Source organism: Aliidiomarina sp. B3213, from assembly GCF_003290085.1.
GTDB lineage: Bacteria > Pseudomonadota > Gammaproteobacteria > Enterobacterales > Alteromonadaceae > Aliidiomarina.
The window spans coordinates 897,606-919,275 of the sequence record NZ_QMKJ01000001.1 but is presented as its reverse complement, the minus strand read 5'-3'; the positions used below and the strand labels follow the sequence as shown (position 1 = coordinate 919,275).

28 protein-coding genes are annotated in these 21,670 nt (G+C 45.9%); 18 read left to right on the top strand and 10 right to left on the bottom strand.

Annotated elements, in window-relative coordinates:
* Nucleotides 1-8 precede the first annotated feature (8 nt).
* The 11 genes from rplR (at nucleotide 9) to rplQ (ending at nucleotide 5,968) form a co-directional block, all read left to right on the top strand.
* On the top strand, nucleotides 9-362 hold the full coding sequence (rplR, locus tag DQX04_RS04530; protein ID WP_111914677.1) for a 50S ribosomal protein L18: 354 nt from the start codon (nucleotides 9-11) through the stop codon (nucleotides 360-362).
* A gap of 9 nt (nucleotides 363-371) precedes the next feature.
* On the top strand, nucleotides 372-872 hold the full coding sequence (gene rpsE / locus DQX04_RS04525; protein WP_111914676.1) for a 30S ribosomal protein S5: 501 nt from the start codon (nucleotides 372-374) through the stop codon (nucleotides 870-872).
* 7 nt (nucleotides 873-879) lie between these two features.
* On the top strand, nucleotides 880-1,062 hold the full coding sequence (gene rpmD, locus DQX04_RS04520; protein ID WP_111914675.1) for a 50S ribosomal protein L30: 183 nt from the start codon (nucleotides 880-882) through the stop codon (nucleotides 1,060-1,062).
* A gap of 3 nt (nucleotides 1,063-1,065) precedes the next feature.
* A complete protein-coding gene (gene rplO, locus DQX04_RS04515) occupies nucleotides 1,066-1,500 on the top strand; it encodes a 50S ribosomal protein L15 (protein WP_111914674.1) in 435 nt (144 codons plus the stop codon).
* A gap of 7 nt (nucleotides 1,501-1,507) precedes the next feature.
* The gene (gene secY, locus DQX04_RS04510) at nucleotides 1,508-2,836 is read left to right on the top strand and encodes a preprotein translocase subunit SecY (protein ID WP_111914673.1); all 1,329 of its coding nucleotides are present in this window, start codon (nucleotides 1,508-1,510) and stop codon (nucleotides 2,834-2,836) included.
* A 23-nt stretch (nucleotides 2,837-2,859) separates the two neighbouring features.
* Nucleotides 2,860-2,973, top strand: a complete 114-nt coding sequence (gene rpmJ / locus DQX04_RS04505; RefSeq protein ID WP_072155090.1) for a 50S ribosomal protein L36 — start codon at nucleotides 2,860-2,862, stop codon at nucleotides 2,971-2,973.
* Between the two features lie 121 nt (nucleotides 2,974-3,094).
* A complete protein-coding gene (gene rpsM / locus DQX04_RS04500) occupies nucleotides 3,095-3,451 on the top strand; it encodes a 30S ribosomal protein S13 (RefSeq protein ID WP_111914860.1) in 357 nt (118 codons plus the stop codon).
* A gap of 12 nt (nucleotides 3,452-3,463) precedes the next feature.
* The gene (gene rpsK, locus DQX04_RS04495; protein ID WP_072155091.1) at nucleotides 3,464-3,853 is read left to right on the top strand and encodes a 30S ribosomal protein S11; all 390 of its coding nucleotides are present in this window, start codon (nucleotides 3,464-3,466) and stop codon (nucleotides 3,851-3,853) included.
* Between the two features lie 30 nt (nucleotides 3,854-3,883).
* The gene (rpsD, locus tag DQX04_RS04490) at nucleotides 3,884-4,504 is read left to right on the top strand and encodes a 30S ribosomal protein S4 (protein ID WP_111914672.1); all 621 of its coding nucleotides are present in this window, start codon (nucleotides 3,884-3,886) and stop codon (nucleotides 4,502-4,504) included.
* Nucleotides 4,505-4,529: 25 nt separating this feature from the next.
* Nucleotides 4,530-5,519: a DNA-directed RNA polymerase subunit alpha gene (gene rpoA / locus DQX04_RS04485; protein ID WP_111914671.1), complete on the top strand. Its 990-nt coding sequence runs from the start codon at nucleotides 4,530-4,532 to the stop codon at nucleotides 5,517-5,519.
* 50 nt (nucleotides 5,520-5,569) lie between these two features.
* Nucleotides 5,570-5,968 (top strand): 50S ribosomal protein L17, encoded by a 399-nt coding sequence (gene rplQ / locus DQX04_RS04480; RefSeq protein ID WP_111914670.1) that lies wholly within the window; start codon nucleotides 5,570-5,572, stop codon nucleotides 5,966-5,968.
* Between the two features lie 60 nt (nucleotides 5,969-6,028).
* Here rplQ and DQX04_RS04475 read toward each other — a convergent pair whose 3' ends face one another.
* Nucleotides 6,029-6,514, bottom strand: coding sequence for a YajQ family cyclic di-GMP-binding protein (locus DQX04_RS04475; protein WP_111914669.1), 486 nt, complete (start codon nucleotides 6,512-6,514; stop codon nucleotides 6,029-6,031).
* A gap of 172 nt (nucleotides 6,515-6,686) precedes the next feature.
* Here DQX04_RS04475 and adk point away from each other — a divergent pair, with 172 nt between their 5' ends.
* The 6 genes from adk (at nucleotide 6,687) to DQX04_RS04445 (ending at nucleotide 11,916) form a co-directional block, all read left to right on the top strand.
* A complete protein-coding gene (gene adk / locus DQX04_RS04470) occupies nucleotides 6,687-7,331 on the top strand; it encodes an adenylate kinase (RefSeq protein WP_111914668.1) in 645 nt (214 codons plus the stop codon).
* 9 nt (nucleotides 7,332-7,340) lie between these two features.
* Complete coding sequence (locus DQX04_RS04465) at nucleotides 7,341-7,733, top strand: MAPEG family protein (RefSeq protein ID WP_111914667.1); 393 nt, start codon at nucleotides 7,341-7,343, stop codon at nucleotides 7,731-7,733.
* A 3-nt stretch (nucleotides 7,734-7,736) separates the two neighbouring features.
* Entirely contained in the window at nucleotides 7,737-8,489 is a 753-nt protein-coding gene (locus DQX04_RS04460; protein ID WP_111914666.1) for an alpha/beta fold hydrolase, read from the top strand.
* A complete protein-coding gene (locus DQX04_RS04455; RefSeq protein WP_111914665.1) occupies nucleotides 8,489-9,838 on the top strand; it encodes an MATE family efflux transporter in 1,350 nt (449 codons plus the stop codon). Before DQX04_RS04460 ends, DQX04_RS04455 begins: the two co-directional genes overlap by 1 nt.
* 85 nt (nucleotides 9,839-9,923) lie before the next feature.
* Nucleotides 9,924-11,423: a methyl-accepting chemotaxis protein gene (locus DQX04_RS04450; protein ID WP_111914664.1), complete on the top strand. Its 1,500-nt coding sequence runs from the start codon at nucleotides 9,924-9,926 to the stop codon at nucleotides 11,421-11,423.
* Nucleotides 11,416-11,916 carry a DUF6436 domain-containing protein gene (locus DQX04_RS04445; RefSeq protein ID WP_111914663.1) on the top strand — a complete coding sequence of 167 codons (501 nt, stop codon included), beginning with the start codon at nucleotides 11,416-11,418 and terminating at the stop codon, nucleotides 11,914-11,916. Before DQX04_RS04450 ends, DQX04_RS04445 begins: the two co-directional genes overlap by 8 nt.
* Here DQX04_RS04445 and hisIE read toward each other — a convergent pair.
* From hisIE to hisG, 8 genes are read right to left on the bottom strand one after another with little or no spacing between them, the layout of a single operon-like run.
* Nucleotides 11,913-12,542 (bottom strand): bifunctional phosphoribosyl-AMP cyclohydrolase/phosphoribosyl-ATP diphosphatase HisIE, encoded by a 630-nt coding sequence (gene hisIE, locus DQX04_RS04440; RefSeq protein WP_111914662.1) that lies wholly within the window; start codon nucleotides 12,540-12,542, stop codon nucleotides 11,913-11,915. The genes DQX04_RS04445 and hisIE overlap by 4 nt on opposite strands.
* On the bottom strand, nucleotides 12,539-13,330 hold the full coding sequence (gene hisF / locus DQX04_RS04435) for an imidazole glycerol phosphate synthase subunit HisF (protein WP_111914661.1): 792 nt from the start codon (nucleotides 13,328-13,330) through the stop codon (nucleotides 12,539-12,541). Before hisF ends, hisIE begins: the two co-directional genes overlap by 4 nt.
* Nucleotides 13,312-14,049, bottom strand: a complete 738-nt coding sequence (hisA, locus tag DQX04_RS04430; RefSeq protein WP_111914660.1) for a 1-(5-phosphoribosyl)-5-[(5-phosphoribosylamino)methylideneamino]imidazole-4-carboxamide isomerase — start codon at nucleotides 14,047-14,049, stop codon at nucleotides 13,312-13,314. Before hisA ends, hisF begins: the two co-directional genes overlap by 19 nt.
* Nucleotides 14,043-14,654 carry an imidazole glycerol phosphate synthase subunit HisH gene (gene hisH, locus DQX04_RS04425; protein WP_111914659.1) on the bottom strand — a complete coding sequence of 204 codons (612 nt, stop codon included), beginning with the start codon at nucleotides 14,652-14,654 and terminating at the stop codon, nucleotides 14,043-14,045. Before hisH ends, hisA begins: the two co-directional genes overlap by 7 nt.
* Nucleotides 14,655-15,725, bottom strand: coding sequence for a bifunctional histidinol-phosphatase/imidazoleglycerol-phosphate dehydratase HisB (gene hisB, locus DQX04_RS04420; protein WP_111914658.1), 1,071 nt, complete (start codon nucleotides 15,723-15,725; stop codon nucleotides 14,655-14,657). It lies immediately after the preceding gene.
* Nucleotides 15,722-16,813, bottom strand: a complete 1,092-nt coding sequence (gene hisC / locus DQX04_RS04415; RefSeq protein WP_111914657.1) for a histidinol-phosphate transaminase — start codon at nucleotides 16,811-16,813, stop codon at nucleotides 15,722-15,724. The genes hisB and hisC overlap by 4 nt, the downstream gene beginning before the upstream one ends.
* Entirely contained in the window at nucleotides 16,810-18,153 is a 1,344-nt protein-coding gene (gene hisD / locus DQX04_RS04410; protein ID WP_111914656.1) for a histidinol dehydrogenase, read from the bottom strand. The genes hisC and hisD overlap by 4 nt, the downstream gene beginning before the upstream one ends.
* A 2-nt stretch (nucleotides 18,154-18,155) precedes the next feature.
* Nucleotides 18,156-19,055 carry an ATP phosphoribosyltransferase gene (gene hisG / locus DQX04_RS04405; protein ID WP_111914655.1) on the bottom strand — a complete coding sequence of 300 codons (900 nt, stop codon included), beginning with the start codon at nucleotides 19,053-19,055 and terminating at the stop codon, nucleotides 18,156-18,158.
* Between the two features lie 327 nt (nucleotides 19,056-19,382).
* Between hisG and DQX04_RS04400 the strand changes: the two genes are divergently transcribed.
* Complete coding sequence (locus DQX04_RS04400) at nucleotides 19,383-19,664, top strand: hypothetical protein (RefSeq protein ID WP_126266338.1); 282 nt, start codon at nucleotides 19,383-19,385, stop codon at nucleotides 19,662-19,664.
* A gap of 1 nt (nucleotide 19,665) precedes the next feature.
* Here the strand turns inward: DQX04_RS04400 and DQX04_RS04395 are convergent, their stop codons facing one another.
* Nucleotides 19,666-21,633 (bottom strand): YfiR/HmsC family protein, encoded by a 1,968-nt coding sequence (locus DQX04_RS04395; RefSeq protein ID WP_111914653.1) that lies wholly within the window; start codon nucleotides 21,631-21,633, stop codon nucleotides 19,666-19,668.
* Nucleotides 21,634-21,670 lie beyond the last annotated feature (37 nt).

The window sequence follows — 21,670 nt, the reverse complement described above, 5'->3', positions numbered from 1 at the left end:
GTAATACGATGGACAAGAAAGCAGCTCGCTTACGTCGTGCTACTCGCGCACGTAAAAAGATTCAAGAGTTGGGTGGTAACCGTTTGGTTATCTACCGTACCCCGCGGCACATTTATGCCCAGGTGATTGCACCAACTGGTTCAGAAGTATTGGCTAGTGCGTCAACTGTGGAAAGCGATATTCGTGGCCAAGTTAAAGGCACGGGTAACGTTGATGCCGCTAAAGTCGTCGGGAAAGTAATCGCTGAACGCGCGAAAGAGAAAGGTGTTGAAGCCGTATCTTTCGATCGTAGTGGATTCAAGTACCACGGTCGTGTTGCTGCACTGGCAGATGCTGCCCGTGAAGCAGGACTGCAGTTCTAGGAGACGAAAATGGCAAATATCGAAGCTCAAAACGGTGAACTGATGGAAAAACTCATCACTGTCAACCGCGTCTCTAAAGTGGTTAAAGGTGGTCGCATCTTTAGCTTCACTGCGCTGACTGTGGTAGGTGACGGGCAAGGCAAAGTCGGATTCGGCTATGGCAAGGCTCGTGAAGTTCCTGCAGCGATCCAAAAAGCGATGGAAAAAGCTCGTCGCAACATGGTAACCGTACAGCTTGTTAACGGAACATTGCAGCACCCAGTTAAGGGTCGCCACTCTGGTTCTAACGTTTTCATGCAGCCAGCATCTGAAGGTACTGGTATTATCGCCGGTGGTGCGATGCGTGCTGTATTGGAAGTGGCTGGCGTACATAACGTACTGTCAAAAGCATACGGTTCTACAAACCCAATCAACGTAGTTCGCGCAACGATTAAAGCACTAGAGGCTATGAAGTCTCCTGAGCAAATCGCTGCGAAACGTGGACTACCGGTTGACGCGATTACGGGGTAAGTGAACGATGGCTAAAAAGACTATCAAAGTAACACAAACCCGCAGCTCTATTGGTCGTTTGCCAAAGCATAAAGCGACTTTGCGCGGTTTGGGTTTACGCCGTATTAACCACACTGTTGAACTAGAAGATACTCCTTCAGTTCGCGGTATGGTGAATAAGGTTTACTACATGGTTAAGGTGGAGGAGTAAGACATGTTTTTGAACACTCTAGCACCTGCACCAGGCTCTAAGACAGCTAAGAAGCGCGTTGGTCGTGGTATTGGTTCTGGTCTTGGTAAGACTGGTGGTCGCGGTCACAAAGGTCAAAAGTCTCGTTCAGGTGGTTCTGTTAAGCCTGGATTTGAAGGCGGTCAAATGCCGATTCAGCGTCGTTTACCAAAATTTGGTTTTACGTCGCGTAAATCGGTAGTTACTGCTGAAGTTACTTTGACTGAAATTGCGAAAGTAGATGGCGACACAGTAACAGTAGATACGTTGAAGTCTACTGGTTTAATCACGAAGAACATCTTGTTCGTTAAAGTGATGAAATCAGGCGAAATCAATCGTGCAGTTACTGTACAAGGCATTAAAGTCACTAAAGGCGCGCGCGAAGCTATCGAAGCGGCCGGCGGTAAAATCGAAGGATAATTGACCCATGGCTAGACCAGGATTGGAAAAGTCGAGTGCGAAAGGTGGTTTAACAGAGCTCAAATCGCGTCTGCTATTTGTGTTAGGTGCCATCATTATATTTCGCGCCGCATCTTTCGTACCGATTCCTGGTATAGATGCAGCGGTTCTGGCTGATTTGTTCGCACAACAACAGGGTACCATCGTTGCCATGTTTAACATGTTCAGCGGTGGTGCACTGGAACGTGCATCGATTCTTGCGTTAGGCATTATGCCTTACATCACAGCCTCGATTATCATGCAATTGTTGACGGTGGTTCACCCGAAACTTGCAGAGATAAAGAAGGAAGGTGAAGCAGGACGTCGTAAGATCAGCCAATATACGCGTTGGGGTACCTTGGTTTTGGCAATTGGACAATCCATCGGGATTGCAACCGGATTGCCTAACCTGGTTCCTGGGTTGGTGTTGAATCCCGGGTTTGCATTCTATTTCACAGCGATTGTGAGTTTGGTTACCGGTACCATGTTCTTAATGTGGTTAGGTGAACAAATTACAGAGCGCGGAATAGGCAACGGTATCTCAATTATCATCTTCACCGGGATAGTGGCTGGATTGCCTTCGGCTGTAGGTCAAACAGCAGAGCAAGCTCGTCAAGGCGACTTGCACTTGTTGTTACTATTATTGATTGCGGTTGTTGTATTTGCAGTAACCTATTTTGTTGTTTTCGTAGAGCGCGGACAACGCCGAATTGTGGTAAACTACGCGAAACGCCAACAAGGGCGTCGTGTATATGCAGCTCAAAGCTCGCATTTACCACTAAAAGTGAATATGGCTGGTGTTATTCCACCTATCTTCGCTTCAAGTATTATTCTGTTCCCAGGTACAATTGCGACTTGGTTTGGTTCAGGTGATACAGGTGTTGCTAACGTACTTCAGGAGATCGCGTTGACATTGTCACCGGGTCAACCGTTGTACGTAATGTTGTATGCAGCAGCAATTATTTTCTTCTGTTTCTTCTATACCGCGTTGATGTTTAATCCTCGCGAAACAGCAGACAACTTGAAGAAGTCGGGAGCGTTTATCCCTGGTATTCGTCCAGGTGAGCAAACCTCACGTTACATCGATAAAGTAATGACGCGTTTGACACTTGCCGGCGCACTCTACATTACATTTATTTGTTTGGTTCCTGAGTTCATGATGCTTGCATGGAACGTGCAATTCTACTTCGGTGGCACTTCGTTGCTTATTATCGTAGTAGTTATCATGGACTTTATGGCTCAGGTACAGACCCATATGATGTCTCATCAATATGACTCTGTACTTAAAAAAGCGAATCTTAAAGGCTACGGCCGATAAGATTCCCGTTACGGAGAGTAGCAATGAAAGTTCGTGCTTCCGTTAAGAAAATCTGTCGTAATTGCAAGGTCATCAAGCGTCACGGCGTAGTACGTGTGATTTGTACTGACCCTAAGCATAAACAGCGACAAGGTTAACAACGTAAGAACGCAGCCCGGTTAATTAACTGGGCTGTGTTGAATTTGCAATTGGGCGATCGGTTGAGTATCCTATCGGGCTTTTCAAGCCGATGCCCCTTTAACTATAGGAGATATGTTAGTGGCCCGTATAGCTGGCATTAACGTCCCTGACAATAAGCATGCAGTAATTGCATTGACTTCGATTTATGGTGTAGGCCGTACTCGCTCTTCAGCGATCTTGGCTTCAGTAGGCATTGCCGAAAACACTAAGATTGGCTCTTTGTCAGAGGCCGAATTAGATAAGATTCGTGAAGAAGTTGCTAAATACGCAGTAGAAGGTGACCTTCGTCGCGAAATTTCAATGAACATTAAACGTTTGATGGACCTCGGTTGTTTCCGTGGTTTGCGTCATCGTCGTAGCTTACCTCTACGTGGTCAGCGCACTAAAACTAATGCGCGTACTCGTAAAGGTCCGCGTAAGCCGATTAAGAAGTAAGGAGAATAGGCAATGGCTAAAACACCTACTCGCACTCGGAAGCGCGTTAAAAAGCAGGTAACCGACGGAATGGCGCACATCCATGCGTCTTTCAACAACACCATTATCACTATTACTGACCGTCAAGGTAACGCTCTTTCGTGGGCAACTTCTGGTGGGTCTGGCTTCCGCGGTTCGCGTAAGTCTACGCCGTTCGCAGCTCAGGTAGCAGCAGAACGTGCAGGTGAAATGGCGAAGGAATACGGATTAAAGAACTTGGAAGTGTTTGTTAAAGGTCCAGGGCCAGGTCGTGAATCATCAATTCGCGCTTTGAACGCTGTGGGTTACAAAATTACGAACATTACCGATGTGACACCGATTCCTCACAACGGTTGTCGTCCGCCTAAAAAACGTCGCGTTTAATTGGCGTGATACGATAGTTGGAGAAAGAACATGGCTAGATATTTGGGTCCAAAACTCAAGCTCAGTCGTCGCGAAGGAACTGACTTGTTCCTTAAAAGTGGCGTCCGCGCTATAGATTCCAAGTGTAAACTGGAAACCGCACCAGGACAGCACGGCGCACGTCGTGGTCGCTTGTCTGATTACGGTGTTCAGTTACGTGAAAAACAAAAAGTACGTCGTATGTTCGGCATACTTGAAAAGCAATTCCGCAACTACTACAAAGAAGCGGCACGTATCAAGGGCAACACAGGTGAAAACTTGTTACAGCTTCTTGAAGGTCGTTTAGATAACGTAGTATACCGGATGGGCTTTGCATCAACTCGTGCGGAAGCACGTCAGCTGGTGAGCCACAAAGGTATTGTGGTGAATGGTCGCGTTGTGAATATCCCTTCATTCCAAGTGAAGGCTGAAGACGAAGTTAGCGTTCGTGAAAAAGCAAAGAAACAAGCACGTATCATTGCTGCACTCGAATTAGCAGAGCAACGTGAAAAGCCGACTTGGGTCGAAGTTGATACCAAAGAAATGAAAGGTATCTTCAAACGTGATCCAGAGCGGTCTGACCTATCTGCAGATATTAACGAACAGTTGATCGTAGAGCTTTACTCGAAGTAAGGCCTCAGCATAAAGAGAGGACATAATGCAGGGTTCTGTAACCGAATTTCTGAAACCACGGCTCGTTGATATCGAGCAAATCAGCAACAACCGCGCCAAAGTGACTTTGGAGCCGTTGGAGCGTGGATTTGGTCATACGCTGGGCAATGCGCTTCGCCGTATCTTGTTATCTTCAATGCCGGGATGTGCCGTCACTGAAGTTCAAATTGACGGTGTAGAGCATGAGTACAGCACGAAAGAAGGTGTCCAGGAAGACATCATTGAAATCCTGCTCAACCTGAAAGGTCTCGCTGTAAATTTACACGGCAAAGACGAAGCTACGTTAACTTTATCAAAGTCTGGCTCAGGCGCAGTAACAGCAGGTGACATCACTACTGACGGTGATGTAGAGATCGCTAACCCCGATCACTTAATCTGTACATTGACTGGCGACGTAGAGCTTAAGATGGAGATTAAGGTTGAACGCGGTCGTGGTTACGTCCCTGCAAACGCACGTCAGCAGAATGAAGACGAAGACCGTACCATCGGTAGTCTTTTGGTAGACGCTTCTTTCAGTCCAGTTGAGCGAATTGCATACACTGTTGATTCAGCTCGTGTGGAACAAAGAACGGATTTGGACAAGTTAGTTATCGATATGGAAACTAACGGTACGCTAGATCCAGAAGAAGCGATTCGTCGTGCCGCTACAATTCTAGCTGAACAGCTAGAAGCGTTCGTGGAATTACGCGATGTAAGTGAACCGGAAGAGAAAGAAGAGAAGCCGGAGTTTGATCCGATTCTGTTGCGTCCGGTGGATGATCTTGAGCTGACTGTACGTTCTGCAAACTGTCTGAAAGCAGAAGCGATTCAGTATATTGGTGACTTGGTTCAACGTACTGAGGTTGAGTTGTTGAAAACTCCTAACCTTGGTAAGAAATCGTTGACAGAGATTAAAGACGTTCTAGCGTCACGTGGTTTGTCTTTAGGTATGCGCCTAGAGAACTGGCCACCAGCTAGCTTAATCGACAACGACTAAGTCGTTGTCTAGTCACCTCGGTAAGAGTTTTACTTAGAAGGGTATTTGGTATGCGCCATCGTAAGAGTGGTCGTCAACTTAACCGCAACAGCAGCCATCGCAAAGCGATGTTTAGCAACATGGCAAGTTCATTGGTTCGTCACGAAGTGATCAAAACCACTTTGCCAAAGGCTAAAGAGCTGCGTCGCGTAATCGAGCCGTTAATCACAATGGCTAAACAAGACAGCGTAGCAAACCGCCGTTTGGCATTTGCTCGCACTCGCGACAAAGAAGTCGTAGGTAAATTGTTCAACGAGCTAGGTCCTCGTTACTCAGAGCGTCCGGGTGGATACACTCGCATTCTGAAGTGCGGTTTCCGTGCTGGTGACAATGCGCCAATGGCTTTCGTTGAATTGGTTGATCGTCCAGTAAACGAAGAAGTTGCAGAAGAAGCAGTTACTGAAGAGTAAAAGTTTCTCGCAATAAATAAAAAACGGAGCCTAGTGCTCCGTTTTTTGTTTTTAATGCTCTTAGTCTCGGAAATTTTCGTATTGTAGAGGTAGCTCAATATCAGAAGCTTTCATGAGTGCGATAGTTTGTTGTAAATCATCTCGTTTCTTCCCAGTAATTCGTACTTTCTCGCCTTGTATACTGGCCTGAACTTTCAATTTACTTTCCTTCACCATTTTCACAATTTTCTTTGCTAGAACACTGTCTATGCCTTGCTTGAACGTAATGCGAAGTGAATAGGTTTTACCACTATGGGTAGGTTCGTCGTCCATCTCTGTGCCAGATAACGAAATCCCCCGTCGAGTGGCGTTGTTACGTAGAATTTCTACCATTTGTTGGATTTGAAAATCAGACTCTGTAGATAGAACCACAGTTAAGTCGTTAAGCTCAAAAGAAGCCTCTACATTTCGAAAGTCGAAACGTGTTCCAAGTTCGCGTTGAGCGTTGTCTACGGTGTTTTTTAATTCAACCTGATCGATTTCAGAAACGATGTCGAAACTAGGCATTATTTTTCTCCAATAAGGTTTTTCGTTATTAGACCAAAACTTACCGCAAAAGCATACCTGTAACTGGTTAGAGTTGTTCTACTATGGTCTAGCTTTGATTGCCCTTAAAGCCTGTATCGGGTAAAGTTGGCATATTCTAAATTGCCAATAATTATTTGCTAGGGGACATACCATGCGCATTATCCTGCTGGGAGCGCCAGGCGCAGGAAAGGGCACTCAAGCCCAATTCATCATGAACGAATACAAAATTCCTCAAATCTCTACTGGGGACATGCTTCGTGCGGCTATTAAAGCGGGTACGGAGTTAGGCAAGCAAGCTAAAGCCGTTATGGACGCTGGGCAGCTGGTTTCTGACGATATTATGATTGGCCTAGTACAAGAACGTATTAAAGAAGACGATTGCGCGAACGGCTTTTTGCTAGACGGATTTCCAAGAACAATCCCACAAGCTGACGCTATGCAGGACGTAGGCATAAAGATTGATTACGTATTAGAGTTTGATGTTGCTGACGACGTTATTGTAGAGCGTATGGCGGGGCGTCGAGTTCACCCTGGCTCAGGTCGTGTATACCATGTTCAGCACAATCCGCCTAAGCAAGAAAACGTAGACGACGTAACGGGCGAAGAGCTAGTTATTCGTGATGACGATAAAGAAGAAACAGTACGTAAGCGTTTGGCGATTTATCACGAACAAACAGAGCCGTTGGTGGACTACTACCGCTCGCTTGCAGCGCAAGGTGAAGTGAAGTGTGAAAAAATTGATGGTACTCAAAAAGTAGATGCCATCCACCAAGAATTAAAAGCCTTGTTAGGCTAAGAGGTCCCTATGTTTTTACCCGTTACGAGTTTATATGCAGGTCTTCTTGCGCTCCTTTTGATTGTTCTAAGTGTTCGCATTATTCGCGAGCGTTGGATTCATAGAGTAGGTATTGGAACGGGTGAAGCAAAATCTTTAGAGATTGCGGTACGTGTACACGGAAACTTTGTAGAGTTCGTACCGTTCTGTCTAATTTTACTCGCGCTAATGGAGTTGGCTGGTGCATCACCTCAGTTGCTTCATGGACTAGGTGGACTGCTATTCGTAGCACGCATCAGCCATGCGATTGGCTTGACGAAGTCGGCAGGAACAAGTATTTACCGCACTATCGGTGTAGCAGGCACATTTGCGGTGTTATTGCTTCAGTCAGGCTTTTTGATTGGTGCGGTTATCGGTCACTAAGTTATGAAAGATATCGTCGCCCTGCACAGCTCACAAAGCCGTGGAAGTCAGTGGCGAGGGTTAGCAAAATCACTTGCACAAGAGAATCTGGAGTTAGCAACTCCAGATTTGATTGGATACGGTAAGTTCGCCGGTCATCCACTACCCTCACAACCCTTCCGGTTTGCTCACGAAATTTCGGCGTTACAAGACCAAGGCTACATGTTCGAGCAAAAGCCTTTTGTGCTTGTTGGACATTCTTATGGCGGCGCCTTAGCACTTAATATAGCTCTACATTTCCAAGAGCTTGTTAAGGGCTTAGTATTGTACGAGCCTGTTTCGTTTCATACCCTAACTGACGGCTCAGAAGCTCATAATGAAATTGTAAGTGTAGCTACTGCTATGGAAGAACTGTCTATTGAACAGGCTTGCGGACATTTTGTTGACTATTGGAACACTCCGGGCTACTTCGCGGGTTTACCTGAGCCCATTCAGAGGCTGATGATAAGACAACACCAAAAAGTAAACCTAGACTTTGATGCCCTAATTAACCAACCAACGACTCTAGAGGATTATGGTCAGTTGAGTTGTCCGGTCGTATTGTTCTCGGGTCATCACTCTCCTCATTCGAGCCAAGAGGTTGCTCGGTTACTGAAAAATACGCTTCCAAATGCGACCTCTGAGGAAGTTGACGCAGGTCATATGGGACCTATTACACACGCTGAGCTCGTTATGCCTAAATTAAAGCGAGCGGTAATGCGATTGGTCTCCAAGTAATGAAAATTCAAAGCGAGCTTAACCGTTTACTCAAGCTTACCGGCCCTATTCTTATAGCCCAACTTACCCATATGATGATGGGCGTTGTGGATACTTTAATGGCGGGAAGAGTGGGGGCAACCGACCTGGCTGCCGTCGCGGTAGGTTCGGCGATCTGGACACCTCTCACGTTACTTGTCTTTGGTCTCGGTTTAGCACTTGCTCCTGTAATTTCCCATGCTCATGGGGAAAATGACTTAGCTGCAATGCCAAGATACTTGCAACAGTCTCTGTATACCTGCATTGTCGCGGCATTCCTTACCGGCGGTTTACTCTATTTTGCGCCACAGTTTTTGGAGCTGATGACGATTACGCCTGAGTTTAGAGCAATGACGTTGAAGTATCTAAACTTCATTTTCTGGGGACTTCCTGCGTTTGTTCTTTATGTTGTGCTCAGGAACTATTGTGAAGGTGTGTCTCACACCATGCCTTCGTTGGTAATTGGCGTTATCGGATTACTGGTCAATATTCCGGTAAATTATATTTTCATTTATGGCAAATTAGGTATGCCGGCTTTAGGTGGAGCAGGAGCGGGTTTAGCATCGGCTATTGTCCTCTGGGCAATGGCAATTTCGTTCCTAATCTATGTAATGACCGCGATTCGGTACAGAGAGATGCGTCCTTTTCGGCGATTTTATCGACCAGATTGGGATGAAGTTATGTATTTTCTACGCATAGGAACGCCCATTTCTATGTCGCTGTTTTTTGAAACTAGCCTGTTTGCAGCGGTAGCCATTCTTATTGCCCCGCTGGGTGAAATTATGGTTTCAGGCCATCAAATAGCCTTAAGTATTACTTCAATTGTTTACATGTTCCCTTTAAGCCTGAGTATGGCGATAACGCTTCGTGTGGGTTTCGCGTTAGGCGCGAAACAATACCAAGATGCTATCGGTGCGTACAAATTAGCGCTCGTTGTAGGACTCTCGTTTGCAACGGTAAATGGCTTGGGCATGTGGTTAGGGGGAAGCTTCTTGGCACGACTATACACCAGCAACCAAGAGGTCATTGTATTAGCTGCCCAGTTACTTGGATTAGCTGCAATATTTACTGTTTCAGATACCTTCCAAGCACTGTCTATGGGGGCATTACGAGGTTATAAAGATACACGTATGCCGATGATTATTACTCTCGTTGCATATTGGCCCTTGGGTCTTACGATTGGAGCCATATTCGCGCTGACAGACTGGATTGTACCCGCCATGGGCGCAGCAGGTTTTTGGATTGGTTTTATTAGTGGTTTAAGCGTCGCAGCTGTACTACTCACTCTAAGGTTACTGCGAGTACACAAAGCTTACATATCAACCGTTTGATCTTGATCAATAATTGAATCGATTGAGTGATCTAGAAGTTCGATTCAGTTGTATTATTAACCATCATTTCTAAGTTGGTTAATCTATGCAGCAGTTATCTTTTCGAGAAAACGCCTTTCAACTCTCTTTTCTGATAAACATATTGCTCCTAGCGGTTTCAATTGTGCTAGGCATGGTTTACCAAAGCCTTATCCCGGCACTAGTTATTGGCGTACCTGCTGTAGTCGTCCCTGCTTGGTTGTATCGCACGTTAGGCGACCATCCGGTTTCTCGTATTTCTTATGGCGTTGCCTATATGTTTTTCGCGGCACTCCATATTCACCAGTCACTTGGTTTTATTGAGGTTCACTTCGGCATCTTTGTATTGCTGGCGATACTCATTGTGTTTCGTGACTGGGTAGTTGTAGCGGTTGCTGCGGCGACTATAGCCGTGCACCACTTGTTATTCATGTATTTGCAAACTAGTGGCGTAGGGGTTTACCTCGTACCTATGGATCATGCAACGATCCCGATTATTCTATTGCACGCTCTGTATGTAGTGATTGAGTCAGCAGTCCTGATTGTAATTAGCCGCAGAAGTCTTCGTGAAGCTAAAGTAAGCCAATCATTCTTCAATGTTACGGATGCGTTAGTGAACGAGAGAGGCGAGATTAATTTGTCGGTACGCGCTAATCATGTGAAATCGCCATTAATAGACAAATTTAATGGTGTTCTAGACGTTATCGAATCGAGTTTAGTGACTGTTTCCGCCACTATAGATAGCAATGCGGAGATTTCAGAGCGTCTGGTTTCTCAGAGCGAACAGCTCAACCAAGGTATTGAGCGACAAACAAATGAGGTGCGTCGTATAGCCTCAGCGGTGGAAGAAAACACGCATTCTATTTCCGAAACCGAAGATCGCTCAAAAGATGTGTTAAGAACTGCAGAGCGTTCCGGTGAATTGGCTGTCCAAGGGCAAAGTGCTGTGTCCGAAACTAGGGAAAAGGTTACAGACTTAGTAAGCAAGCTGGAAACGTCGAAAACCAAAGTGGCAGACATGGCTGCGGCAGCAGAAGAAATACAAACCGTTTTGGAAGTTATCGACACGATAGCAGAGCAAACTAATTTACTTGCGTTGAACGCTGCAATTGAAGCTGCGCGAGCAGGGGAGTCGGGTCGCGGATTTGCAGTGGTAGCAGACGAAGTTCGTGTGCTCGCCAGTAAAACTCAAGGTTCTACCGAAAAGATACAAAAAACTATTGGGCGCTTAACATCGTCTAGCCAAGAATCTGTTAAAGCGGTTTCTGAGAGTTTAGAAGTAGTACAGCATGCCTCTGCGGCAGCGGGTTCGAGTGAGCAATTGCTTGTAGAAATCACATCTGAGGCGGAAAGGCTCACCAGATTCGTAAATGAAATTACTGGCGCAGTCAGTCATCAAAGACAAGCGAGTAGCGAGATTACGGAGAGTACAAGTACTCTTAGTGATATGGCGTCTGAGCAAGTTGAACAGTCAAATGAACTCAGCCAAATCTCAGACCGTCTTCATGACTTAACCGAAAACCTAAAAGCCAAGGCTGCAACGTTCAAGTTTGAAAAGCATGCCTAAGAAAATCATTTTAGTATTCGTGCTTTGGGTAGGAGTAACCTCAGCGGGCTTATATTTTTGGGCACTCTCAGACTTTGGTTACTTTGATGAGGGTTCGGTTTGGCTCGGACAAACTTCCTTTCCTTTAGAGCAATTAGAGCCAACAGAAGACCAAGGCTGGCTTGTTGTTCATATTCGAAAGCCTAATTGTCGGTGTAACATTCTAGCAGACAGGCATCAACAAACTGTGGAATGGCCTGCAAACGTAACGCATTTAACACTCACCGAAGAGCAAGCTAGAGAGCTAGGATTGCAAGTTCCCGCTGCTCCGATGTTAGTTATGGCGCAAATGAATGACACAAGGCTGCGGGCGCGTTATGCCGGGCCGTATGCTTCCGGCCCACTATGTTCCGCAAACAACAGTTTTATTCCCGAAGTACTCGCGTCTGCAGAATCGCAACAAACGGACATGCTTTGGCTAAACGGCAATGTCAAAGCATGTCGCTGTACTTAGTTTGAACCTTTTCGTGCCTTTAATACGTTGATCACGTCTGCGAGACTCAGCTCTCGCGCCTCTAATACGACAAGTAGGTGATATATTAGATCTGCACTTTCATTTAATAGCGCTTGGTCGTCTTGCGCTACTGCTGCTAAAGCCACCTCGACGCCTTCCTCGCCGACTTTCTGAGCGCACCGGCGTACGCCGCTTTCTAACAACGACGCAGTGTAGCTTTTTTCAGTGTTTGATTCTTTCGCTCGCGACTGAATGGTGCGGGTAAGTGCTGCTAATTCCGCCACACTAGGACTCTCAGACTCTGACCAACAGGTTGTGGAGCCTGTGTGGCATGTCGGCCCATTCGGTTTGGCTAAAACCAACAATGAGTCGAGATCGCAGTCGGCAGCAATACTGCTCCATTCTAGTGTGTGATTAGAGCTCTCTCCCTTAGTCCACAGGCGGCTCTTACTACGACTATAAAAGGTCACTAAGCCTGTCTCTAGCGATTTTTCCAACGCTTCCGGACTCATATATCCTTGCATAAGAACTTCACCGCTGAACTGATCCTGCACAATGCACGGCATCAGGTTGTCCACTTTACTCCAAGACAACTCGTTGATTTGGCTCTGTTGAGTGATTTTCATAGCAATGCTGTCTCCTTTGGCCTTACCGTAATACCTGCTTGTCCAAGCTGTTCTTTTAATTCGTCGATCTCAATAATGTTTTTGTGGAATACAGACGCTGCAAGCGCACCGTCCACATGAGCTTGCGCAAATACATCGATGAAGTGTTGAATCTCCCCTGCGCCTCCTGAGGCAATTAGCGGAACAGGGCAGTGCGCTCTCATTATTTCCAGTTGGTTGGTGTCATATCCTTGGCGAACTCCATCTTGGTTCATGCAGTTCAACACGACTTCACCTGCACCACGGCTGACCACTTCTTGCAGCCACTCTGAGGTTGTCCAGCGGGTTTTCGAAGACTTTGCTTCATCTCCCGTGAATTGATAAACCTCGTATTGGCTAGACTCTTCATTAAAGTGACTGTCTATACCCACAACAATGCACTGCTGGCCGAACGCGTCAACTAGATCAGATATGAGCTCTGGGTTCTCTAGGGCTGGTGAGTTAATCGAAATTTTATCTGCCCCCATAGCCAGAATATCTCTCGCTTGTTCCAATGTTCGAATACCACCCGCCACGGTAAAGGGGATATCTATCACTTGAGCAACTCTGCTGACCCATGATTTATCTACGACGCGTGCGTCAGAAGAGGCAGTTATGTCGTAGAAGACAAGTTCATCGGCGCCTTCTTGAGCGTAACGCTCGGCAAGTGGAACAATGTCTCCAACGATTTCATGGTTTCTAAACTGAACACCTTTTACGACCTGTCCGTTCTTCACATCGAGACAAGGGATTATGCGTTTCGCCAACATGAAAGTGCCTCCTGAAGATTAAACTGACCGGTTAACAAGGCTTTTCCTAATATCGCGCTGTCACAGTTCACGCGCTTTAAGGCAACTAAGTCGTCTAGGCTAGATACGCCGCCCGAGGCCTGCCAGGTAATATTGGGGAACTGTGCTTTTAATTCTTTGTATAATTCAACGTTCGGCCCTTTTAGCGTTCCATCTTTGCTTATATCAGTACATAACACGTGTTTGAGCCCGGCTTGAGTGAAGAAGCGCACGCAATCTTCTAGCGCTGTAGACGATTGCTTCTGCCAACCATGAGTCGCTAGCCACTTATTACCGTCACTGTCGATATTAATATCGAGTGCTAATACTATGCGGTCGGGACCGAATTTGTTCATCCAAGTGGCAACCAACTCTGGTTGAGTTACCGCTAGAGAGCCAATAACTACACGCTGTACGCCCGCTTCGAAGAGTCCCGTAAGGTCTGATTCCTGGCGAATACCTCCGCCGGTTTGTACATTGAGCCCAGACTCCAGAGCGATACGCTCGATTAAGCTGAGCTGTCTCTGTTCCGGGTTTTTAGCACCGTCTAGATCTACTAAATGAATCCATTCACTACCTTGTTGTTGATATGTTTTAGCAACAGCGACAGGGTCTGAGTGATAAGTGGTTTGTTGCTCAAAATCGCCTTGGTGAAGCCGAACAACTTGCCCCTGAATAAGGTCCAGCGCAGGTATTAACATGGGAACTCCATAAAATTCTTAAGTACGACTGAGCCCGCAGGACCAGAGCGTTCTGGGTGAAATTGAACACCCATGAAATTATTTTTTGCGATAGCTGCCGAAAACTTCTGACCATACTCGCAACTTGCGATGGTATTGCCTGTCTCGGGCACCGCAAAGCTGTGAACATAATAGAAGTAGGGGTCTTGCAGCCCATTGAACAAGGGGTGACTTGTTACTTCTGTTTTGTTCCAGCCCATATGTGGCAGAGGAAGCTTATCTAAGTTCGCTAGCTTCTGAACTTCTGCTGGAATCACATTGAGACATGGAATGGTTGTGCGTGAGTCTTTGCGTTTGGTTTCATAAGAAAGCTCAGTCAGAATCTGCATCCCCAAACAAATACCCAGCACGGGTTGTGTTAAACCCTTTAAAGTTCCGATTAATTCTAGCTCCTGCAAAGCATTCATAGCTTCGCTTGCGGTGCCTACACCCGGCAGTACAACGCGTTCGGCATTTTTGAGTTGCTCACTGTTTGCGGTAACTACCGGTGTTTCGCCTAATCGTTCGAAAGCGTATTTCACCGAAGCTAAGTTGGCACAGCGAGTGTTTACAATGGCTAATCGCACTTATAAAACTCCTTTGCTGGAAGGAAGTTCATTGCCTTCCTGTTTAATAGCTTGGCGCAAAGCACGACCAAAAACTTTAAATAGGCTTTCTACCTGGTGGTGAGTGTTCCCCTCTGTCGTGGACAGGTGTAAGCTCATTTTCGTACTGTCACTCATTGAGCGAAAGAAGTGCTCAACCATTTCCGTATTCAGTGTACCCACGTTGTTTTGAGTAAAGTTTGCTTTGAATTCCAACCAAGGTCTACCCGATAAATCGATTAGGCATTCTGCACGGCATTCGTCCATGGGGAGGGCAAAGCCGAACCGACCAATACCTCGTTTATTACCCAATGCCTGGCGCATGGCTTCACCCAGCGCCAAAGCTGTATCTTCCACCGTGTGGTGATCGTCAATGTGTAGGTCGCCTGAAACGTCTATAGCGAGAGAGAAGCCACCGTGTGTAGCGATCTGCTCTAGCATGTGGTCGAAGAACCCCACGCCGGTATTAATCTGAATAGGCTGGGTAGCGTCTAGGTTAACGCTAATATCTATTTGCGTTTCTTTGGTGGCACGTCTCACCTTTGCCGCACGGTTGGCGGTGGTTAGCCGTTGTACAATGTCCTGCCATGAATATTCTTGTGGGTCATATTGGATGCCTTCAATACCCATGTTCTCTGCAAGCTGAATGTCGGTCGCTCTATCTCCGATTACAAAAGAACGTGCGAAGTCGACTCGACCTTGCTGCAGATAGTCTTTGACTAAGCCTAATTTCGGTTTCCGACAACTGCAGTCGTCACTATCAAAGTGTGGGCAAATAAGCACATCGTCAAAGCGAATGCCTTGAGTTATAAAAATATCCATCATCGCGTTTTGAGCAATTTCAAAATCTTCTTGAGGAAAACTTGAAGTGCCCAACCCGTCTTGGTTACTGACCATCACGAGGCGAAAGCCAAAGTCTTGCAAGGACAACAGCGCAGGAATGACGCCCGGTTCAAGCTTAAGTTTGGCTAGTGAATCGACTTGCTTATCGATTTTCGGTTCTTCAATGAGTGTGCCGTCGCGGTCTATAAAAAGAATAGGACTAGCTTTCATTGTGTATCTCCTGGAAATTGACTCAAGGCTTCGATAACTGCGTCGTTCTCCGCAGGACTGCCCACGGTTATTCTTAAGCAGTTCGACAAATTAACTTGTGAAGACTGATTGCGAATTAAAATGCCCTTTGCTTGTAAGTAACTCATTACTTGCTCAGCATTCTCGACTTGAAAAAGAACAAAGTTAGTCACGCTTGGAAATATCAGCTTCACCCAGCTGAAAATTGCCAATTGCTTGGACAAACGCTCTCTTTCTCCTTGCGCTTCAATAATATTTTGTCGAGTTTGTATGAGTGCATCAGCTGTCAAAGCTTGTTGCGCAACTTGAATACTAAGATCTGGCAACGGGTACGGTGCGAGAACAGGTGTTAACGCCGCGATAATTTCAGGGTTTGCTAACGTAAATCCTACTCTTATACCGGCTAAACCAAATGCCTTGGACAAGGTGCGAGTAATTACCAAGTTCGAATACTGCTCTAATAGTTGAGTTGCCGAAGTTGATTCTGAGTATTCAATATAAGCCTCATCAACAACCACGATGCATTTACCTTGACTCGCTTCTAATACTGCATTTAAGTCGCTCTCTTCTATTAGGTTCCCCAGCGGATTAGATGGTGTGCATAAGAACACAATCTTCACGCGTTCTAGGTTAGCCTTAACTTCATCTATGTCGAGCTGCCAAGCGCCATTTTCCTTTCCGTCTTGTAAAAGTGGAACACTTACTACGGAGTTGTTATTTAGCTTGGCTGAAATAGCGTACATGCCATACGTTGGCGGGCAGATCATGACTTTGTCTTGCCCTGGCTCACAGAATGCACGAATGAGTATGTCTATAGCCTCGTCACTACCTCTGTGGCTGAGAACCTGATCAGGGTTAACGCCCGCGTACTGAGCATAAGCTCGATTGAGATCACTGGACTGAAAATTAGGATAACGGTTGAGGTTTTCCGTCGAAACATTCCAGTTCGAGCTATAAGGGTTTTCATTCGCGTTAAGCCAAATATTACCCCCACTCATACTGCGTCTTGCCGACTCATATGCTTGCATTCCCTGTAAGTGAGGGCGCAGTAGTTGCACTACGGAGCTCATAATTGTTCTCCTAAGTCAGCTTGCATGCGCTTGCTTTGCAAGCGGAGAGAAACAGCTCTCGCGTGGGCATCCAGCTTTTCTTCTTCAGCTAAATCAACAATGGTTGTACCCAGTTGCTTTAGCCCCGCAGCTGTAACTCTTTGTGTAGTGTAGCGGCGATAAAAGTCAGCTAACCCCAAACTACTATAGCTGCGCGAGAAGCCATAAGTAGGTAACACATGGTTGGTTCCGGTGGCATAGTCGCCTCCGGCTTCTGGTGTGTAGTGGCCGATAAATATAGAACCAGCGTTACGAAGGTTAGGTAACAGAGCTTCTGGCTCTGAAACCTGCAGACTCAGGTGCTCCGGTGCATACAGCTCACTTACTTGCACGGCTTCTTCTAAGTCGGAAGTATGAATGAATCGGCTTTGTTCCATTGCTTGTATGGCAATTTCTGCTCGCGGCAAGTTACTGAGCTGTCGCTCTAAGGCTTTCGCTGTTTGCTTTAGTATCTCGGCGCTTGAAGACACTAAGATAACTTGGCTGTCTGGACCGTGCTCAGCTTGAGACAATAAATCTGACGCTATAAATTCTGGTTCCGCACTTTCGTCTGCAATCACTAATAGTTCAGATGGGCCGGCAGGTAAGTCGATTGCTGGCCCGCCTGCAACTTGGCTTGCCTGTTGCTTGGCTTCGGTAACATAACTATTGCCTGGCCCAAATATCTTTTGTACTGCGGGTACAGTCTCAGTACCGAATGTCATTGCGGCAATAGCTTGAGCTCCACCGCCGAGTAATATTTTACTAATCCCACATTTTTGCGCAGCGTAGCAAATTGCTGGCGCAACCTCGCCCTGCGGTGTAGGAGGTGTCATTAGAATAACTTCATCACAGCCCGCAATTTGAGAAGGGACGCCAAGCATAAGCACAGTACTGGGCAAGCTAGCACTGCCTCCTGGAATATATAAGCCGACTTTTGCTAACGGCGTGTAACGCAGCGAACAAGTTACACCCGCACTGGTTTCAATACTTTGCTCTTGCGGCTTTTGCATATTGTGGAACTGAGCAATGTTTTGATATGCCTCGTCGATAGCCTTACGAACTTTAAGACTCGTTTGAGCTGCAAGACTAGCAATAGCTTCCTTTGTAAGCGCAAGTGTTGATAGCCGCACACCATCAAACTTTTCGGTATAGCTAAGTAGAGCTTTATCTCCGCTCTGTTTCACGTCACGCATAATGTTCGCAACACTAGCGCTTAACGACTCGCTTACCTTTTGTGTTGGGCGTTGTAACAGTTCTTGCTGCTGTTCCGATGCAAGTGACGCCCAAACCGTGGGGCTTGGTAATTTTATGTTTAACATATTTAACCCATCATCTTTTCAATCGGTAACACCAAGATTGAGCTACAACCTAAATCCTTGAGTTGCTCCATCGTTTCCCAAAATAGATTTTCAGTGCTTACTACATGCACAGCCACTTGTTGGTCGGTGTGACTTAACGGTAGAACAGTGGGGCGCTCGGCTCCAGGTAAGATACGTTCAACAGCTTCTAATTGATCGACAGGAGCGTGCAACATAATGTATTTGCTTTCTTTTGCCAGTTGTACGCCGTCAATACGCGTAAGAATACGGTTCAATAATTCTGCTTTTTCCGTAGATAGTTTGTTTGGGCTTTGAATAAGTTGAGCTTGAGATCTAAATATAACTTCTTGTTCAACTAAGCCGTTTGCTTCTAGCGTTGCGCCGGTGGAAACTAAGTCGCAAATAGCTTCAGCCAAGCCTGCTCGCGTTGCAACCTCAACGCTACCGGTAAGCATTACGGTCTGTGCATTTATTCCCTTAGCTTTTAGGTATGCTTCGGTGATTCTTGGGTAAGTTGTCGCAATACGTTTGCCTTCCAAGTCGTTCAAGTCGCTATAACTATCTTCTTTCGGTGTTGCTATACTGAGCCTGCAACCTCCAAATTCGAGTCTGCGAAGCGATGAAAACTGGTCGCTTTGTTGCTTAATTTGTCGCTCTAATTTCTCTTCTTCTAGAACGTTTTCACCAACAAGTCCAAGGTCAACTACACCGTCCATCACTAAACCTGGAATATCGTCGTCACGCACGCGAAGTAGGTCGATAGGGTGATTCGTGCTGTGCGCCATTAGGCGTTGTTCGTGAATATTGAACTTCACACCACACGCTTTAAGTAGTGAGAGTGATTCTTTGCTTAAGCGTCCAGACTTCTGGATAGCGATAGTTAATCTTTGATTCTCAGACATTTTATACTCCTAAAACGAAAAACCCTCGGAAGGAGCGCTTCCAAGGGTTTCTTTGTCCTGAAAGGCTCGCTAATGAAATGGCCTTTCTGGTTTTGTATACACAACAGAAATCGGCCGCTACGTGAAGTGGCGGTGATGATGCACTAAGTTGTATATATAATTGCTCATTTAAATACCGTAAATTCGTTATCTTTCTCACAAGTTGTATAAATGCTATCAAACTAAATCTTGCGCAGCAACGAATTCTGTTAAAAAAGTTAAATTGTTTAATTTTTGTTCATTTGTGCCGATAATATAGGTGTATCGGTGATCAAAGAGAGACCAAAAGTGAGCCAAGATCTAATATTTCCGTTGTTACCGAGGAATACAAAAATTGATTTAGGTAATGACTTAGAGCGCGTAAAGCAGTTGCAGAAGAAGCAACGTATCAAAGGTGTTCGCCCTGAAGAGGGGGGTGACACTCAGCATGCGCGTATTGAAGAGCGGCAGCGTAAAATGCAAGAGGATAGTCGTCGCCAGCATGAAAAAGACCAAAAGCCTGAACAGGAAACTCAATTAGAGCATGACGATGATGACCCAAAAGGTCACAACTTAGACACTTTTGCGTAATTTAAGCTCGTACCGGGCTTACACGAGGAAGTATCAGTGTGAAAGTCGTGCCTTCGTCAGGCTTACTTTCTACTTTGATATCACCATTCAACTTTTGGCGCACAAGGTTGTATACGATAGGCATTCCTAAGCCGGTTCCACCTTCATTGCGTTTAGTCGTGAAGAAGGGTTCGAAGACTTGCTGAACAACTTGTGGCTCCATACCACTGCCGTTGTCTTTAAAGGTAATCTTGATGTTGTCGCCCGGAGCGGGCTCGGCTGCTAAGGTTATTGTTCCGGTACTGCCCTCAAACCCATGGCGAATGGAATTCGTTGTTAGGTTGGTAATAATTTGAGCCATAGCACCAGGAATGGTTGTCATAGTTATTTTACTATCAACTAAAATCTCATACTTAATTTGAGCACGGCGCAATTCAATAGACAGTGTTGACATGATCTCTTCGAGATATTCTCTTAGATCTATTTCACGACGCTCAGACACCATTTGGTCAACGGCAACTTGTTTGAAGTTACTAATGAGTCGGGCAACGCGAGACAAATTCTTTTCGGTAAGAGACAACGACTCTTCTGCTTTACTTAAGAAAGCGTCGAGTTGCTCCCGTGTCAGTTGTTGTGTAGAAATTGTTTCGATGAGTCGCTCACGTCGGTCATTGAGCATAGTCGTTGCCGTTAAAGCGACGCCCAGAGGGGTATTTACTTCATGCGCTACGCCTGCAACTAAGTTACCTAGGGCAGCCATCTTTTCCGACTCGACTAGTTTATCTTGGGCTGCACTAAGCTCATTCAACGTTTTCATGAGCTCATCGGCGGTTTTGCGTTTATTCACGTACATCACAATACTGAGCACTGCAAACACAAACGCAAAGAGTAAACCAATGCCAATATAGAGCAAAAAGTCTTGTTGGCGAGAAATAGTTTGCTCTCTATTTTCGATAAGCTGGAGTTGCTCTTCTATTTCTGCATTCTGAGCGAGTAACCTTTGTTCTTGGTCCGCCAGGATATCTCTATTACTGGCAATCCGCTCACTAAGCACAGCGCTTTCGTCTTGCCGCTCTTGCAGTAACTGCTCTTTCTCGATGAGCTCTTGCTCTTGTTCGTCCAAACGTTGCTGAGACTGTCGAAGCTGCTGCTGGATCGTGGCAAGTTGTTCCTCTCGAACCAAAATACGCTCACGCTGCTCGTCTAGCTCGGTGAGGTACTGAGTAAGTCTGTCTCGTAGGTTGGCAACGGCGATTTCTCTTTCTTCTAGGGTGCCGGCCTGTGCACTTAGGATGTCATCACGCTCGCGTATAGCCTGCTCTAACATTTCAATACGCTCGTTCAGCTGGCGCTCACGCTCTTGCATATTTTCTATTTCGAGTTCGTAAGCCTCTACTTGTTCAGTAAGCGTCTGTTCTTGAGATTTTTGTCGTCTAAGTTCTACCAGAAGTTCTAATTCATCTCCGGTAATGTCGAACAAACCGTTTTGAATTCTCAGTCCTGCCTGCTCGATGAGTTGACTATTAACTTGATAACTTAGCTCTAAATTCTCGTTAGAGGCTAGGTTGATCATTGTGTTGCCGCGGATGTCGCCTTGGATAGTAATAACAAGTATATTTCGGCTACGGGCTAACGACTCAATTTGACTGAGTTGCCCTTGGGCACGTGGACCAACGAGTAGGGCGTCAATATCATTGAGTTGGGTTGTTCGAAGAACTTCTCGCAGCCTTAAGGGTAAACCACGAACCGGCTCGAGCTGCACTCTGTTTAATTCTTCTAGGACTTCGGGAGCTTCAATGATACCAAGCTGCAAGGTGTCTTTTTGGTTTTCATCGGGCCAGGCAATAAACTTCACCACGGTTGAAAAATAAGACGCGTATAACTCAGACTCGGAAACGTCCTCAATCGCCTGCTGGGCATTACCCAAAGACGAAAATAAGAGTAAAGTCAGCAGTAAACTAGCAAGAAGTTTCTTGCAGCTTTTTATCATGCGTGTAACCTTTGCTGTATCGAGACGTTTAGCGGCT